The 17,480-nt window shown below is 62.7% G+C and carries 13 protein-coding genes; all 13 read right to left on the reverse strand.

Annotated features, from left to right (window positions below; translation table 11 throughout):
- Positions 1-79: 79 nt before the first annotated feature.
- The 13 genes from IFT60_RS10015 to IFT60_RS10075 all read right to left on the reverse strand — a co-directional run bounded on the left by IFT60_RS10015 (position 80) and on the right by IFT60_RS10075 (position 17,479).
- Positions 80-478: a DUF1353 domain-containing protein gene (locus IFT60_RS10015; RefSeq protein WP_192051826.1), complete on the reverse strand. Its 399-nt coding sequence runs from the start codon at positions 476-478 to the stop codon at positions 80-82.
- A complete protein-coding gene (locus IFT60_RS10020) occupies positions 475-1,128 on the reverse strand; it encodes a glycoside hydrolase family 19 protein (RefSeq protein ID WP_192088008.1) in 654 nt (217 codons plus the stop codon). The genes IFT60_RS10015 and IFT60_RS10020 overlap by 4 nt, the downstream gene beginning before the upstream one ends.
- Positions 1,125-1,370: a hypothetical protein gene (locus IFT60_RS10025; protein WP_192051828.1), complete on the reverse strand. Its 246-nt coding sequence runs from the start codon at positions 1,368-1,370 to the stop codon at positions 1,125-1,127. The genes IFT60_RS10020 and IFT60_RS10025 overlap by 4 nt, the downstream gene beginning before the upstream one ends.
- A gap of 130 nt (positions 1,371-1,500) precedes the next feature.
- Positions 1,501-2,328 (reverse strand): hypothetical protein, encoded by an 828-nt coding sequence (locus IFT60_RS10030; protein ID WP_192051829.1) that lies wholly within the window; start codon positions 2,326-2,328, stop codon positions 1,501-1,503.
- Between the two features lie 98 nt (positions 2,329-2,426).
- The gene (locus IFT60_RS10035; protein ID WP_192051830.1) at positions 2,427-2,828 is read right to left on the reverse strand and encodes a DUF4376 domain-containing protein; all 402 of its coding nucleotides are present in this window, start codon (positions 2,826-2,828) and stop codon (positions 2,427-2,429) included.
- A 178-nt stretch (positions 2,829-3,006) separates the two neighbouring features.
- The gene (locus tag IFT60_RS10040; protein WP_192051831.1) at positions 3,007-5,505 is read right to left on the reverse strand and encodes a hypothetical protein; all 2,499 of its coding nucleotides are present in this window, start codon (positions 5,503-5,505) and stop codon (positions 3,007-3,009) included.
- Positions 5,502-7,073 (reverse strand): hypothetical protein, encoded by a 1,572-nt coding sequence (locus tag IFT60_RS10045; protein WP_192051832.1) that lies wholly within the window; start codon positions 7,071-7,073, stop codon positions 5,502-5,504. Before IFT60_RS10045 ends, IFT60_RS10040 begins: the two co-directional genes overlap by 4 nt.
- Positions 7,070-8,032, reverse strand: a complete 963-nt coding sequence (locus IFT60_RS10050; protein ID WP_192051833.1) for a fibronectin type III domain-containing protein — start codon at positions 8,030-8,032, stop codon at positions 7,070-7,072. Before IFT60_RS10050 ends, IFT60_RS10045 begins: the two co-directional genes overlap by 4 nt.
- A 1-nt stretch (position 8,033) precedes the next feature.
- Complete coding sequence (locus IFT60_RS10055) at positions 8,034-10,625, reverse strand: hypothetical protein (protein ID WP_192051834.1); 2,592 nt, start codon at positions 10,623-10,625, stop codon at positions 8,034-8,036.
- A gap of 49 nt (positions 10,626-10,674) precedes the next feature.
- Positions 10,675-15,708, reverse strand: a complete 5,034-nt coding sequence (locus IFT60_RS10060) for a tape measure protein (RefSeq protein WP_192051835.1) — start codon at positions 15,706-15,708, stop codon at positions 10,675-10,677.
- Between the two features lie 13 nt (positions 15,709-15,721).
- Entirely contained in the window at positions 15,722-16,066 is a 345-nt protein-coding gene (locus tag IFT60_RS10065) for a DUF1799 domain-containing protein (RefSeq protein WP_192051836.1), read from the reverse strand.
- 14 nt (positions 16,067-16,080) lie between these two features.
- Positions 16,081-16,533: a hypothetical protein gene (locus tag IFT60_RS10070; protein ID WP_192051837.1), complete on the reverse strand. Its 453-nt coding sequence runs from the start codon at positions 16,531-16,533 to the stop codon at positions 16,081-16,083.
- Positions 16,508-17,479, reverse strand: coding sequence for a phage tail tube protein (locus tag IFT60_RS10075; protein WP_192051838.1), 972 nt, complete (start codon positions 17,477-17,479; stop codon positions 16,508-16,510). Before IFT60_RS10075 ends, IFT60_RS10070 begins: the two co-directional genes overlap by 26 nt.
- Between the last annotated feature and the right edge of the window lies 1 nt (position 17,480).

Genomic DNA, 17,480 nt, shown 5'->3' on the forward strand with positions numbered 1-17,480 from the left:
GAACTCTACGCTCCGGCCGTCCTTGGTGCTGAACAGATGCAGATCGCCGTTTGAGGTGGCCAGGTGGAAGTCCATCAGATCACCATTCGCTTCCAGGCTCTACCTGGGTAGGCGCCGGCGCGTAGTGCGACGAGCCGCCAATGCGAACCCCGGCCCACATCATCCAGCTACGCCACGCTGGCACGCCGCTAACTTCCGAAGCCTCGCGCAGCACCGCATCGGCAACCTTGCGCGACACCAGGCGCTCGCTGTACAGGTAATCATGCACGACGGCCGCAGCGCGCGCGCTGTCGCCAGTGAGCACGTACACCACGGGAAGCCGCGGCACCGAGGCCAAGTCGGTCTTGAAACCTGCCGGCACGATGAACGTCTGCTTGGCCACGTCAGATTGGTACTCGAGCGGCTTGCACAGCACCCAATGGCCATCATCCCGGTCGGTAGCAGCAGCGAGAGCTAAACGGGTAAGGAACGCGCTCATGCTGCCATCGCCTCCATGAAGCGGTCGGTGATACTGCAGCGCTCGGCCAGACCGATATCGCCACCGTTCACCACACGCGAGATTGCGATGATCTTGCCCGCATCAGCAAGCAGGTTCAGGCTTTCGCCAGTGCGATTCCCCTGGTGCCAGAACCATGCAGCGGCTAAGCACCCGACGTCGGGGCGGGAGAGCAGATCCGGAGACGTCACCAGGTCATAGCCGATCGCGAGGCCACAGCGCCGGTAGTTGTCCTTGCCGGTCAACTGGATGGGTCCGCGGCCGCGATACCGCCAGCCGTCACCCGAATGGATCGGGCCATTGCCGAGCCGACTGCCGTACGCGATGTTGGCGATCATCTCCTGGTCGGCTCTCTGCTCGCCAGGAATGTACCCGAGCTTGTCGGCTTGGGCCCGGGTAAAGCGGCCCTTGAAGCCGGACACCGTCATCAGCGCCTCGGGCCGATAGTTCAGGTTCTCGATCATCCTGGTCAGGCCCTGTGATTCATGCAGCAGCTGGCTGACGAAGGCAGCTTGGCGTTTTGGCGTGCTAATGCTGAAGCGCGCCATCGCATTGTTCAGGTGATCGATGAAGAGGGCCGCCGTGCCGGGGCGGACGTGGCCAATGGCGACGAGCTGCTCGAGCTTCATCATCCCCTCCAGTGCGAGATCAACCAGCTGGCCACGCTGCCGAGTGAGCCTGCAGCCCCACCGACGAGCATCAAGGTCCGCCAGCCGCCGCGTGCTTCTGCCAGCTGCGCAAGCACCCGATCGAGTTTTTCGTTTAGCTGAGCATTTGTCGCACGAAGGTCCGCGACGGAAACCTTCAGGTGAGCTACTTCAACCTGGATGGCTGCGACCGCGATCGCATTGTTTTGTTCGATGGTGGTTTGCATGGGCGCCGTGTCTCAGAGTGATCGGAAAGGCGGCCCGCTCCGTCTCAAGGGCGCCTTTGATAACTGCTGAGTCTAGGACTTGCCTTGTCTCAATTCTCGGAAAATTGAGACAATCGCATAAGCTTCTGTCCTACATGCTTTCCCATTCGAGCGTGGTAGCGTGCCTCGCAAAATTTGGCCTACGCATCGCCGCGGTCTGCACCAGGGCGCCGTACATCTGATGGTCGCGCTCGCGCTCGCGCGACGCGTCGCCCGGGTAAAGGCTGATGATGATCGGTACACCGAGACCGTTCGCCACCAGCATGTCCCAGATGGCCGAGCGGTCCCGCTCAGTCATGCCTTCCAGGTCGACTGACAGCTTTGATCCTTTAGTACCGGGTACGAAGCGGCGGTCACCTGCATCGGTATAGAACGGCTCTCCCCTGTCGACTGGCGTCAAGCCAGGGTTATATGAAGCATTTTGGTCGGGAGTAAAAGACTCGCCGACGAACGCATGCGATAGCTCGAGGTAACCTTGCAGGCTGCCAGGGTCCTTGAGGCGCACCACCAGGCGCTTGACGCTGACGTTGTCGAACCAGGTGAACGCGTTTGCGCCGCCGCCCCAAGAATAAGCACTGGCGCCGCTGACAGCGGTCCACGGCGCCCGCAGCACCCGCGACCGCGCCGGACACGCTTGTCGCACGCCGGTGTCGAGCACCTTCGTGGTGCCGGCCGCGTCGGAATATCCAAGCACTTCGATGGTCGTCGACGGCGAGCCATTGCAGAGGAAGTGGGCACCTCCGACACGCTCGGGGACATCCCAGCTCATGACGATCTCGATTTCTTTCCCCGTCGCGCGGCACACGTGCGACTTTGTATCGTTCAAGATTACAGCCGGCGACATCCCGGGCGCGACTGGAGCAGCCGACAGCACTGCTCGAGAGGCAGCGTTATCGATAATGATTTTTAAATTAGACATTGAGAGAGTTCCAGGTGTAGCTGTAGGCCTCGGCGGGCGCGACTGGAGCAGCCGACAGCACTGCTCGAGAGGCAGCGTTATCGATAATGATTTTTAAATTAGACATTGAGAGAGTTCCAGGTGTAGCTGTAGGCCTCGGCGGGCGTGGTGGCGTTGTCGATCAGGTCGCGTAGCTGGCGGCCGCGCGCGTGGATAGTTCTCACATGCTGGGTGAGCGTCAGGCCGAGCGCGATGATCTGCGCTCCGGTCAGCGTCTTGCGCGTGTTGTCGGCGAGCGTCCATTCGTCGGCGATCTCCTGGCCCGCCAACTGCGCCAGGAGGGCCGCCAAGGCGGCGCCGGAAATGTTCTCCTTGTTCGGGTCGTACATGTCGCCCTCGAACTCGAACGGCGCTGCTTCCGCTGCGTCGCGGCTGGATTTCACGGCGCCCCATGCCTGCGCGCGCGCATGCTCTATGGAGGCTGTCTCAAGCCAGCTGTAATCGCCATCGTTCCACAGCATGACGGCCGTTTCGCTCGGACAACCCGACCAGTCAATGGGTGCGCTAAGAGGGTAGTACGCCCGCTCGGGTGTTTCTATTGGCGGTAGCGGGTAAGGCCCGACGCCGCTTGAGGCATACGTACCGACTTGCGCCTCTAGCTCGTCGCTATGCTTGTTTACTTGGGCGTACATGAAATCCTTATATGTGGTTCACGGAAACAGCGCTGGTTGCGATGTCCGCGCGGTTGTCGCCGCTGGAGATGGCGGTACACGTCAGCGTTCCGGTGTTCGTGAGGTTGGCGCCCTGAACCGACACCAGGCTCCTGATTGTCACGGTTGCGGTATTAGCCCCTGAAACAATCGATAGCGAACCGTTCGTGCTCGTGTCATGCAGCGTCCAAGAAATCGACTTGGCCGCCCCCGTAACAGTTGCCGTACAGGTAAGCGTGACTGTCTTGGCTCCCGTACCGCCAGATGTGTTGCTCGGAACGCTGAGACTAAACGCTGCGTATTGCGGATTAATGATGAGTGCGCCGTCAATGAGAAATACCCCGTTCGCCCATCTCATTTTCGGCGTGTAGAAACTGCCGTTGGCCTCGATCTGAAAATAGTTGCCCGATGCGTGGTCGCCGAAAAGTGCACCACCCTGGCTTAAATGAAAGCCGCCACCAGATGTAGGCCAGCTGTAGTCGGCGGTGTACGAGCCTGCGTAAATGGCGCCTTTCATACGCAGATTGCCCAACTCGCCGCTTGGCCCGATGAGGGTTCCGCTGAACCCAACCACCGGTTGCCCATTGACGATACCGCCGGAAAACATGACCTGCGGCGCCGCGCCAGGCGTTACGAAAGCAAAATTGGCGGCATTGACAATAAAGCTCGACGTCGGCTGGCCGTCAATAATTTCGCTGGCCAAGCCCCAGCCCACGACATAGCCGTTGTTGTCGATGACGAGCACGGCTTGTCCTTTCAGGCCGTCGACATCGCTCGCGGTGACCTCCAGCTTTTGCTCAATTGAAACGCCCGAGCCGCCAGAATTGTTCAGCCTAGCATTGATCGCCGTGTAATCTCGGGCTGACGCGCTCGCGTGACCCTGTGCATCAACTACGCTTTGCGCCGCGCTATTTTTATAGGTCAGAGCATCGCCTGCCGCAGTGCTGGCGGTGTTGGCGCTCTGGCTTGCGGCGTTGGCATACCATCCTGCATCGCCGGCTTTTGTGTTTGCCGTGGACGCCGAAGTCGATGCCGCATTCGCGGATTGCAAAGCACCGTCGCGCGCGCTCTCAGCGGCTACCTTAGCGGCGTTGGCTGCTGCAGCGCTGTTGCCCGCATTGTCGGCGTGCGTCGCAGCTGTCGAGGCAGATCCAGCCGCCGCTTGCGCGCTGCCCCCGACGCTGTTTGCTGAATTGGCCGCGTTGGTCGCGCTCGTCGACGCGCTGCTGGCAGACCCGGCGGCATTACTTTCCGAGCTGGCGGCGCGTGTAGCAGCTGCAGCCGCATCCCCTGCCTTGGTCGACGCCGTGCTCGCGCTTGTCGATGCCGACCCGGCCGATTCCCCGGCCTGATTTGCCTTGGTGACTGCAGTGTCGCGCGCAGTGACCGCTGCTGCAGCTGCCGTATCCGCCCCGCTCCTAGCGGCTTCCGCCTCAACTTTAGACGTATTCGACGCAGCCGCTGCTGACTCTGCTGCTGTAGCGTAAGACGAAGCGTTTTCGACCGATGTGCTCGCTGCGCTTGCAGCGCTCCCCGCAGCCTGGTTAGCCGCCTCGGCAGCGAGTCTGGCCGATTGCGACACACTGGCAGCACCGGCGCTGTCGCCTGCTGCCCGAATGGCCGCTGCCTTGGCCGCGATTGCCGCCTCTGCGGCTTCGATGGCCTGCACGGCAGATTCAGCAGACGATGCCGTGTCACCGTAGATCTCGACCAGAGCATCGACACGGTCGACCAGCCCGGTTCCTTCCGCGTCGACCAGGTCGATTCGATCGCGCAGTTCACCAAATAGTTCGGACTCGGTGATCTGGTCCTTCAGCAGGTCGAGGAGGTGCTCGGCGCCGGTTCCTGTCGTGCCCAGCGTGCCATCCGTAGAGTTGAAAGGTCCCGGGATGTTCGCCTTGGAGATGTAGCGGATCCAATAGTAAAACCGACCGGCTGCACCGATCACGTCCGGGAACACTCGGCCCAGGCCAGCGGTTTCCCCGACCGGCGCCGCGGCAGCCAGATCGTTATCCAGGGCACGCCAGATCTGGACCGTTCCGATGTTCGTGTTGTTGGTCGGGTCCCAGTGCAGATTGATAGTCGCCAGCGCGCCCTGCGCAGCCAGGCCGGCAGGCACTGGTGGCACGGACGAATTGAACGCCAGTTGTTTGGTAACCGACTGCCTGGCGACGTACGGCTCGCCCTGGTAGGTGACGGTGACCACGATCTCGCAGGTCGGCCCCATCATCGCCGCCGGCACTAGGGTGGCCACGTCCCCATCGACCGTGAGCGGCGTGCCGTTGCTGGTGGAGAACTCGACCGTGCCGCCCTCGAAGCCGACTCGGCTGGCAATGAACACGATCGCCGACGGGGTCACGGTCGCATCGAGCGCGATTACGAACGCACGGTCGCTGGCACTCAGGTTCAGCCTGCGCGCGTACGCCTGGGCATAGCGCGACGGCGCCGCCTGCAGTAGCCGGTCGATGGGATTGATGAATGGGATCATTTCAGGAACCTGATGGTGACTTTGCGCGTCCACCAGTTGCGCTTGATAGAAAGGATCTGGGCTTCGACGCCGGCGATCATGCCGTCCAGCTCGTGGTAGACGACCAAGCGGGCGCCGATGGAAAGCAGCAGCAGATCCGGGGTGCCTTCGAATTCGTAGATGTCGCGACCTGGCCCCCACAGCGCGTTCAAACGATCGGCTTCGCCCTCGGCATCCTCAGGCAGGAGCAGCATCGTCGGCCGCATCGTGGCGGTGCCCGGCAGCTTGTAGTCGCGCATGACGTCCGGACGGGTCCGGAGCACTGTCAGCGGCCATTCCTTGGCGAACAGGGCCAGGTGCTCAGCCCGCACGTTGCTCGACAGGCCCGGCTGCGGGGTCCAGTTCTTGCAATAGCCCAGCTCGACCGCCGCCACCGGTTCGATGTGCTGGACGTACTTCAAGGTCCCGCCGACCATGTGCTCGGCACGGATCTCGGTCGCGGGCCCGGCCGCAGGCAGCGCGATCTGGATCAGCTGCAGCTTGCCGCTCAGCGTCGGAGCGAGCTGCGCGCCGACGCTGCTGGCCAGCATGGCGCACGCGGCGATGACATTCAGGCTTTCGCGCACGTGCAGCCCGACCGGCTGCTGGTTGGCAGCGTCGAACGCGGCAAAGTTGACCGCGTCGATGTTGCCCAAGCTGTAGCGATCGGCGTACTTGCCATACCCAGTTATAAAACGCTGCACCAGGGTAGCGATCGTCTTGCGGAACACGCCGCCGAACTTGTCGCCCTGAACCGTTGCGGTGATGTTGGAAGTCTCGTTATAAGCGGTCAGCGTCGCCTTGCCTGTGCTCTCGGAGACGATCACCTGCTCGGTGATCGGCAGCGCGTTGGCGCGCGCCTCGGGAATACCCTCGATCGGACCATCGTGCCACTGCCGCTCGAGCGCGTTGGCGTCGCTCCACTCGCCTGCAGGGTTGAAGCATTCGCCAAAGGTCAGCGGGATCGGCAGGTTGGCGTTCGGGCCGCTGCCACCGAACGTGCGCTCGCTGAGCGGGTAGTTCAGCCCTTCCATCATATCGCGCAGGCGCAGAGCAAACTTGCCTCTGCCCTTGCGCACCAAGCCTGCGGTATGGCCAACGAGGATCTCGCGATAGTCCGCGCGCGCCCAGGTCTGATCGCCCACGACCGCCACCAGCTCGTCGGCCCAGATATAGCCGGCGTATGCCTCGTTTACGGCGTTTGTGTTGTCGATCTCGACGTCGCCGACCGAGAGTTCAGCGGCCGACGTCAGCGACAAGGCTTCATCGAGCGGCAGGCTGACCGAAATGATCGGTGCATAAAACACCGGGTTGTTCGTGCCGGCAGTGGTGTAGCCATTCGTCGACCAGGTGAATCTAGTGCGCACGCCGTTTACGAGTGCCCAGGTCTCGACTAGGATGTTCGTGATGGCGGCGTCGCTTTTCAGCCAGGCGGCGAACTGTTCATCCGTGATGGTGCGCGCGGCCGGCTGCAGCTCGGCGACGGTCGGCACATCGAGGGCCAGGCTTCCGTCAGGCGTATAGGCGGTATCGAATACGAACGCCGTCATGGGCCCACCAGAATCGGTGCGGCCAACGCCGTCGTGCCGTCCCCATCGGACAAGACCAGGAAGTACCAGCCTGCTGGAACTGTGGCGGCCGGCACCGCGATCTGGAATTGCGCGGAGCCGGTCGTCATCGTGTGCGTGCCTTCCGCCACTGGCGCCCCCATGTTCCCTGGCCGCCGCATGAACAACGACCAACTCACGGCCGCCAGGCTCACTTGCGGCACACCCTTGCGCGTGGCGAGGGTGCCACGGATGTAATTGGTGTCAGGCTCTCCACCAGAGGCCGGCGCACTGGTGGTGACTGCGACCACCAGCGGCTGCGAGACATTGCCGCTGGTGTCGACACAGCGCACCTCGATCTGGTACACGGTACTCGGTGTCAGGCCGGCGAACGTGTGCTTCTCGCTGCTTTCTTCCCCTGCACTGGCTGCCGCGTATGCACCGCTGCCGCCGATGCGGTACTCGCGCCGGGCTACTGCGACATTGTCGCTGCTGGTGGTGTTTGACCAGTCGATCGTGATCGTCGTCGAGGTCTTGGTGAAGGCAAGCGAGCCGGCGAAGACAGGTGGAATCCCCTCAGGCTGGGAGCCGCCGGCGACCGTCGTGACCGTTACCGACAGCGGGTCCGATGCGTTGCCGCTGGTGTCAACGCATCGGACTTCGATCTGGTAGGCGGTGCCAGCCGCCAGTCCGGCGAACGTGTGGCTCTGGCCTGCCTCCTCGGCCGAGGTGGCCGGGGTGTAGGTGCCCCCACCGATCCGGTATTCAAGCCGCGCGACGGCGACGTCGTCGCTGCTGTTCGCACCTGACCAGTCGACGGTAATCGATGACGATGTTTTCGTGTGCGCGAGCGAGCCTTGGAAGGTCGGCTTGGTCGTGTCGGGCTGCGGCACCACCACGCTCCCAGCGGGCGTGGCGGCGAACGCATTTGGCGCGTAGGCGTTTGGCGAGAATCCCTGCATATCAGACCAGGCCGACGCCCATAGGGTGGTAGAGATTTGCCCCTGCGTCCGCTGCAAGGTAGAAGATCGGGTAGAGATCCGCTGTGCTTGCACCCGGGTAGGTGTGGATTACCGTCCAGTTGACGCCATCGGCACTCGTTTCCAGGGTCACCGTAGTGCCGGTCCTGCGTACGCCGTAATAGTTGCCAACGATTTCGGCAGGGCCAGGTAGCGAGCCGCCTGCTGCAATGATGCTCAGCGGCGAGGAGTTCTCGTAAAGGATGAAGCCTGCTTGCACTTGCGCCGTCGCGGAACTTGTCAACGCAAATCCAAAGTTCGCATAAATGCCCTGCAAGCCAGTGGGATGCTGACAGTAGATGAATCCATTGCTGCCAGCCGGGATTTTCTGCGCGCTCGCGCGGGCGTACGTGGTGTATCCGCCCTCAGGGAAGCCGCGCTGCGTGGTAGTCCATACGTTGCTGCCATCGTTCGTGATGGAGCTATGGCCGACCGGGAAGGTCAGCGGTGCGGGGCCGCTGTACGTGATCGCCTGCGCGGTAAAGTTGGCCAACTGGTTGCCCGCCAGGTCGCGCGCGTTATTGGCGCCCGGCTGCGCGTATGCCACCGTGCGCGGCGCCTCGCCAGCCGCGAATGCCGGGGTCACGGTCAGATTGATGTACAGGCCGCTGACCACCACGCTCGAAACCGTGTGCCCCGAAACCGTGAATGCACTTGCGGCCGGCACGTTGGCCTCGCTCATGTTTTCCGACATGGTCAGGCGCACGATAGTTGGCGTGGTGCTCGAGACCGCGGCGCCTGTCAATGTCGGCGGCGTCGTGTCGGCCACAGCGGTGGCGCCATCGCCTGAAACCTGCGTAAAGGTTCCCGAGGTGGCCACCGCGCCGCCGGCAGGAACATAGCCGCTCAGGTTCAGGCGCGGGATCGTCGACGCGGTGGCGAACGTGGCAGAGCCGCCCGAATGGGTAATGTTCGTGGCGTTAATGAGGCCGATCGTGCCCGAAACATTCGACAGCAGGTTCGTAATGTTTTTGAGCGAGATATCGCTGGTAACGATCGACTCGACGACCGCGCCGCCGCTCAGTTCCAGCAGCACCGAGCCGTTTGGGGCGCCGCCCCGTTTCACCCGTGCGCCGAGCAGACGCAGCTCCTTGACCGTGCCGCCGACCATCTGGATATGTTTGGTGACGAAGTTGCTTGCGATGTCGATCGCGTTGTAGCCCTCGACCGTCAGGGTTTCCAGGTTGACACCGGATCCGTCGATCAGAATCGAAGGCATGGCCGCATTGAACACCCGCCGCGCTAGCGCGCGAATAACGACATGTTGCGCGCTGGCGCGAATGCGGACGATGCATACTCCGGTTACATCGACTTCAATGTCGTTAATCAGAATATTTTGTATATTGCCTGCGCCCGCAACGCCGGTGAGGTCGTTTTCGACCTGGCGATTATCGAGCAGAAACGCCCATCCGAAATTCGTTTTTCCTTTGATATTGCTGTAGACCGCGTGCTCGATGGGGCTGGTGCCCGACATGACGCGCACGCCGTAGGTTGCAGCGTTATCCAGCTTTACGCCGCGCACGGTGATATGGCTCATTGGCCCGTTGGCGCCGACATAATACGGGAAGGTAAAGCCGGGCGCCCAGCCCCACACGTCGTCCGGACTGGTGGAAATCGGGTCGTCCGACGTGTTGGCGGTGATGTTCTCGAGCAAAACGTGGTGGCAATTTCCTCCGACGTTGATGCCGTCATTGTTGATGACGTAGCCGGGCCCGACGTCGACGCGCACATCGCGCACTACGACATGCGTGCAGTTCAAGAAATGCAATGCGTAGCTCGGGCTGTTATAGAACACATGGCCCTCGATTGCGAGGCGGTCAACACCATAAAACCGCATGTTGCAGTTCAGGCCGACCGTGCCATTGCCCTTATCGTTTTTGTCTCCGTGCTGGTCGCCCCGATTTACGCCGCGGTTGCCGTTGGTGCGCCCGCCGGTGATCTTGATGTCGTGGTCAACCTTGCTCGCCGGATTGAAAGTTTTATTCCGGTTGGACAGCAAAGTTTTATTCGAGCCGGTTTTGAGCTTAATGTCGCAGCCCGGCATGATGTGCAGATGCGTGTTGCTGTGCAGCGTCAAATCCTCGGCGCAGTAGAGGCCATCGACCACGACCTGAATCGGGCCAGACTGCGCTCTATCAAACGTCGCTTGAATTGCCGCCGTGTCGATCGTCCCGTCGTTGGCATCCGTGGTATCGGACACGGCGCCCATTTTCGACAGATAGAAAATGCGGCTAGGAAGGCCACGCTCAACTGCGTTCGCGTCCATCGTGGCGAACACCGTTTTTGTTCCAGCGCCGAAATTGACTTTTGAACCACCGTTCGAGCCATTCAGGACCGTATCGCGCGAGAACGTGGTCGCCGTTAGGATTGTGCAGAGGGACAGTTCCCAGTTCGACCCAGACTCGTCCTCGATCATCATTGCCACCTGGCGGCCGACAGCGATATCCGACAATGGCCGGCAGCGCGCGGCGGCGCCGGCCGAAACGGTAATGTTGCCGGTGCCGGTCGTGCTGGTCGTGGTTTTAATGCGGTTCATGCTTCAGTCCCTTGCTAGATTTGAAATTTCATTTTTATCTACACGGCGGCTATCGGGGCGCTACGCGGCTTGGGTTGGCGACGATATGGGCGACCTCCTCCAGTGCCGTTTCGACGCTCGTCTCGAAGGCTTCGCCCGCCTCTCCGGTCGCAACGACCATCTCGTCCTTCTGCCGCTCCGCATCACGCCGGCGCCCCTTGGCTTCCTCGAGCAAGTAGTCCAGGGTGCGCTGCATCTTTTCGTTGGCTTCGCGCTGTGCCTTGAGCTCGGCCGCCAGCACGCCCGCGGCCTCGCTCGAGCTGGCCGCATACCGCTGCACGTCGAACATCGGTGCCACCATCGGCGCGCCGGCAGCCTGGTTGAGGATCGCTTCCTGGATCGCTGCGGCGGTGTCGTTCAGCTGGGCGATGCCGACCACCTGCTTGTCGAGCGCCGACAGTTGCCGCTGCGCGTCGGTCAACTGCTGGCCAGCGATCGCGGCCAGGCGGCCCATGTCGCCCATCACCGTCGACTTGTCGCCAATGAAAGCCGCGCTCGATGCGTTAATGACCTGAGAAGCCGTCAGGAAGGCCGTGGCAGTGCTTTGGGCGTTCGATGCAGCTGTGGAGTCCGACGGGTCAGCCTCGGCCTTCCTGAGCGCTTCTATGTACTGCCGCTGGGTTTCCAGATACTTTTCCATCGGGGTCAGCGTCGACAGGTTCCCGAGCATCAGCGAATCGCGGTAGGCCAGCGCGCTCGTCTTCGTGGCGCCCAGGCGCTCGACCGTGCTGGACAGCGCTTCCGACGCGGCCTGCGTCGAGGCCTTCAGGTCACGCTGCAGGGCGATCTGATCGAACAGCGCGCGATTACTCGGATCGATGGCCAGGCGTGCCTTGGCGTGCAGCTGCGCCGACGTCATCGTCAGTTCGTCCCATTGGGCTTGCAGCTCGGCGCGCTCGTCGGCGATGTCCTGCGCGGACCTCGACAGATCCTTGGCCTGCGCGGTTACCTTGGCAAACGCGCTCTCCAAGTCCATCAGCTGCGCGAATTGCTGCTGCTCGGCCGCAGTGACCAGCTTCAGGCCCAGTACGTGATTCTTGAATTCCTCGCGGGTGTCGATGTAGCCCAGGCCCATCTTGGCCAGCTGCTCGGTCACGTATTTCTGCAACGGCGCCAGGCGCTCCTGCTCGGTCAGGAAATTCTGTCCGAACGAGGCCGTCTTGCTCGACAGTTCATCCATGCCGCCGACCAGGCTGATGAGCCCTTCCCGTGCGGCGATGCTGGACATGCCGGTCGCGCCGAAGGTCATGTTGATCGCCTGCAGGCTGGCGTCGAGGTTGGCGTAGTTGGCCGAGATACGCACCAGCGTTTCGAGGTGACCCTCGCCCACTTTCTGGAACTGGGTCAGCCCCTGCACGCTCCACTGGGCCATGTCGTCGGCGATCTTCGAGAACACGCCTTCCAGCGCAGCCTGGATGTCGTCGCCGCTCATGCCCTTGAAGCTGATCTTGCCGAAGTCGACGACGAAGCTGCTCAGGCGTTGATTGAAGGCGTCGCCCTGGATTCCCAGCAGCGAACCGGCTTCCTTCACGGACTCGACCATGTCGGCGATCGCCGCTGAGAATTGCTGGTTCGTGGCCGCGCCCAGGCTTTGCGTATCGGTCCAGCGCTTGTCCGAATGGAACCAGCCCCCGTCCTTCTTCATGTCGGTGTATTTTTGGGCATTGAGGCCACCCGCCAGCACGCCGGCAACCGTCGTCCGATTGGACATGACGCCCGTGTCCAGCGCTTCGGTTTTGCCGCCGAAGATAGAGTTACCCACCTTGCCGAGCCAACCACCGCCAATCCCTGTCGTGGCCGGCACGATGCCGTCCACGCCGGCGCGGATCAGCACGCCGCCGAGTCCGGACAGCGACGACTCGATGCTGCGCAGTGACCGCAGCATGTCGGCCGTATAGTTGAGCTCAATGTTCGAATTGGCCAGCGACAGTTCCAGTGAACGGGCGATGGATTCCGACTTGGTGGTGGAGGCGCCCAGCACCGAGCCAGTGCCCTGGGTGGCCTGCCGCTGCTCCGACAAACTCGGTGCACCTCCGCCAAGCCCGCCCATCATCTTGGCGCCGATCGCGACGACGGCGGCCAGGGTAGCGGCGCCGGCGGCGATGTTCAGCGGGAACGGCATCGACGCGATCGCCTTGACCACCGCGGTGACGCCCCAGGCGCTCGCCTGCGTGCCGGCCATGGCGGTCGACGCCACGGTCGCCGTGCCCTCGGCTGCAGTCTGGGTGGCTTTGGATGCGACGAAAAGCCCGGTGAACGCCGTCAGCAGGCCGCTCTTCTCGACCATGCTCTTGATCGACATCGCCATCTCGTAGGCGCGGAACGCCTTCTCGGCGCCCTCCATCACCTTGTAGCCGGCGGTGTTCTCCTTGAAAAAGCCCTTGGCGGCCTTGGCCATGTCGCCGTACTGGCGGATCTGGGCGGTGGCGGCGGCCTGGCTGGCCCGGGTCTCCGCAGCCTTGATCTTGACCGGGTCGTTCTTGGCATCCTTCTTTTCCGCAGCCAGCTGCGCGGCGATCGCCGCCTGCGCGCGGCCGTAGCCGCTCAGGGTGGTCGTCATGTCGCCGATGGCAGCGCCGACGCGGCCGAACGATTCCGCCATGCCGGCAGCAGCCGACCTGGTGACCTCGTCAATCGACGTCATGATGTCGAGCAGTTCCTTCGCCTTGGTGACGTCAGATCCGCGCTCGAGCACGTCCAGCTTGCCGACAGCGGTCATGTTGCGGCGCTTCGCCGCGATCATCCGCTCCAGCTGGGCCACCTCCTCGGCGTCCAGCTCGAGCGCCGCACGCTGCGCCAGGCGGTCTTCGAGGCGGGCCAACGTCAGCTGCTCAATCTGCAGCTTGGTCATGCCGTAGGTGGCCACCAGTTCCTCGTTGGCCGTCACCTCGCCCATCACGGCGGCGTAGGCACTGCTGCGATCGTCGTTCAGTTCCTGGACGGCCTTTTTGACGTTGGCGGCCGAGACCAACGCGGCATCCTGGGCTGCGACAACGGCGATCTGCGCCCGGGCCGCTTCGATGTGTTCCTTCGACAATTTGTTCTTGCCGGTGCCGATCGCCGCGTCCAGCTGGATCGTCATCTTCTGGGCGTCGGTCATTCTCGAGTAGCTGGCCGCCTCAAGCTGGTTGGCAGCGATCTTTTCGCGAATCGACGTCATCAACGTGGCGTACGCGCTGGCCTCCTGCTTCACGGTTGCCGCAGCGCCCTTGTCCGCATGCTTGGCGCGCACGAACTTTTCCATTTCCGGCGTCACGCGGCCGTACTCTTTCCGGAGCTCTTCCAGCTCGTATTTGATTTTTTGGGCGGCGGTACCATTTTTGCCGAGCCACTCCGCCTCTTTGGAAGCGAACGCCAGATCCTTGTTTTTCTGCTGTACCGCGGCGAAGTTTTCCATCTCCTGCGTCACGGCATTGAGCCGGCCGCCCCAGACGCGCAATAACTCGGTCTTGGTCACGACGTCCAGGTCGGTCTGCTTCGAAATGCGGTTGATCTCGGCCAGGATCTGCTCGCGCTTTTTCTCGCCGTCCGTCGCCGGCAGCGCAGCAGTCGTCATGCCCTTGGCGGCCAGCTCGTTGCGTTCCTTCAGCTTGTCGATTTGCTTCTGCAGGTTGGCCAGGTAATCGTCGATCTCCTCGGCGAGCGTGCTGGTAACCTTCTTCTCCGCCTCGGAGCCTTTATCCCCCCAAACCTGCCAAGCCATCGCGCCGATACCCAGCAGCGTGACGATTGCGCCGATAGGACCGCCCAGGAAAGCCACGGCGCCGCGCAGGATGCCCATCGCGCGCGCCCCAATGGTAGCGGCCGCGGTCTGGGCGCCAACGGCGACCGTGTGCGCATTGGCCGCCACCGTCGCAGCGTTGGCGGCAACCGCCTGCGCTGACAGGGCAACAGCGTTGGCCTCGGCCAGCGCGATCGCGCGCGCCTGGGCTGGGATCAGGCCATTGGTGGCGATGGCAAGCGCGGTAGCGCCTTGGGCGGCCAAGACTGACGCGCGCAGCTCGGCGACGCGGGCGTTGGCCAGCGTCATTTCCGAAGCGGTCGCCCGCACGTTCGCCTGCGCCTCGGCCAGCTTCGCCGCGGCAGACACGGATGCAGCTTCGGTGGTAGCGACAGCCGATGCCAGCGTCGACGCGGCCAGCGCGCGGTTCGCGGTCACGGCGCCATAGGTGCTGGTGACCATGTTGCCCAGCCAGGTGGCGAGCTTCGCAGTGGTGACGGTAGCTACCGCACCCGCGATGAGCGCGAGGTTGTTGGCCAGCAGGGCGATCGCACCGGTCAAGGTGGCGACCGCGCCGCTGGCACTTGCCTCGACGCCAATGAATTCCATCGCGTTGTTCTTGAGCACCGTGAAGGCGCCGCCGATGGTCTGGATCTGTTTTGCTTCCTCTCGCAGGGTCTCCAAGGCCTTTGGCAGCACGTCAGCCATGATCTTCGACGTGATCTCCCCGTTCTCGGCCATTTTCTTGAGCGCACCAACAGGCACGCCGATGCCATCGGCAAGAGCCAGCATGAGGCGCGGGGCGGCCTCGTTGACGGCATTGAATTCCTCGCCGCGCAGTGTGCCCGACGCGAAGGCCTGGGACAACTGCAGCTGCGCCGACGCCGCTTCGGAGGCAGTCGCGCCCGACACCTTGAGCGACATGTTGACGACTTCGGTGATGGCAGCGACCTGCTTCTGGGTGGTGCCGAGCTCGCGCGTGCCGTTTGCGATTCGGGCGTACAGGACACCCGTCGAGGCCAGGCCTTGCTGCGCATCGTTCGCGATTCGTTTTACATCGGCATTTGCTGCGGCGTACTCGCGCTGCGACTGCGTGGCCAAGCGCAGCTGGGCAGTGTACTTGGCATACTCGTCCGCCATCTGGACAATCCCTGCGACGCCGGCGCCGATCCCGATCGAGGCGGCCAGGTTGCGCATGGCATTCTGCACCGTGCTCGACAGGTTGCTCATCGTGCGCGCGACGGTGTCAATTTCGCGGCGCGAATCCGCGGCGCCGTCGACGCCGATGCGGATGATTGCTCCAGGAGTCGCGCTGTATCCCATATCTTGCCGTTACCTATCGTCGTTTGGCCCACTCATCGAGGGCGGCAAATTCCATCGCCTGGAGTGCCTCGAAATATCGCGGCTTGTCTTTTTTCTTGATCGACCGGCTGTCCATGCACACCCGGACGCCCTGGTAGTCCAGCCGCGTGCGGATGCCGTTGTCGGTAAACCACTGCGTCTGCACCGAGAGCCACAGGCTCCAGATTTCGCAGTTTTCCGGCCAGAGGAAGAATTCATCCTCGAGCGGCACATCGTCGCCAACCACGTAGAAGCCGAATCCGGCCGCATCCGCGTCGAGGCGCGCGGCGGCCGGCGGGTCATCGGCTGACGGAAACCGCAGTTCCCCGCCCGCCAGCAACCGCGCGGCTTCAATCAGTTTTTTGCTTTGGCGCCCACTTCCTTCATGTAGGAGCCAACTGCGATATCCAGGACGTTGGGCGCCTGGAACATGATTTCCTTGGCTTCCTGATCGCACGGCGCCGGTTGCTTGGCTTCGTCGAGGACGAAGGTCTGGTTCGTCCAACCTTGAGTGATCCGGATCATCGTTTCCTGGATCTTCTCGTTCGTTGTGATGCCGTCGCTGTTCTTGTTGCTCGCCTGGAATTCATCCACGGTCAGGCGCTCGCAGGTCAGGCTGAAATTGAAGCGCTTAGTTTTATCGCCGTCCTGCATCTCGAAGATCATTGGGACGCGGACCGTGTCGCCGACTGCCAGTTTGTATTTGCTCATGTTTCTCATTTCGATAAATAGGTGGAGGATGTAGCCGACCAGGTGGCGCAGCAGCGTGCGCCATTCCGGTTTACAGGCAGACCAGGCGAATGTCATCGTTGCCGACGACCGGGATGAACTTCAGGTCGAAACCGGTATAGCGGATGCCCTGGATGTCGACCTTCTTCGGGTTGGACAGCTGCACGGACGGGCCATAGACCAGGATGCTGTTGCCGGTGACCAGGCCGATCTTGAGGGCGACGCTGATCTCTTCGCCGGCGCGAACTTTCGCCAGCATGGCCACTTCCTGGGCGGCGGTGAGCTGCAGTTCGGTCGAGCCGGTAACTTCACGGTCGCCGATGTCGGCCTCGTTGATGCTCAGGTTCGAATGGAACTCGACCTTGTTGCCGAGGTTGACGTCCAGGCCCGTGCTTGGGTAGATGTCGCCGCCGGCAACCGCTCCTGCTGCGTAGACGCCGCCGAAGGTCATGTCGACAACGTTTTCCTTGATCATGGCGACCGGCTTTTTCCACGGCGCCAAGTTGCCGACCACGTTTGGCGTCGCGCTGATTTCACCGGCCACGCCGGTGAATTCATACTTCAGCGACGGCGTGCCGCCCTTCTTCGCCGAGAGGGACATGTTGCCCATCGAACCGATGGCTTTGTGCAGGACGCCATCGTCGTAGTAATAGATCGTGGCATCCTTCAGTCCGGTCGAGATCGGCGTGTATTCGACGCGGTCCGGCACGGTCAGCGCGCCTTCGGCCATGGCACAGGCCATGTTCAGCTTGCCCCAGGCTGGCGGCGTCGCGACGGCGCCCGAGCCGGCCAGTGCCACCGTGATCTCGATCTTGACGCTGGCCGCGCCCATCAGGTCGGCGCTCGCGCCGAAGAAGCCCTTCATGGCGGGGCTGGCGATTTTCTCGATCTCGAGCGGCGTGATGGCCATCTCTTGGGCCAGCACCGCGTTTTCGGCACTGGTTGGTGCGGCGTCGGCGCCGGCGATGGTTGCCAGCTTGACCAGGATGACCGTATTGCGGATGCGACGGGTAGTTGCGGCCATG

The sequence above is a fragment of the Massilia sp. CFBP 13721 genome, from assembly GCF_014842025.1.
Lineage (GTDB): Bacteria > Pseudomonadota > Gammaproteobacteria > Burkholderiales > Burkholderiaceae_D > Telluria.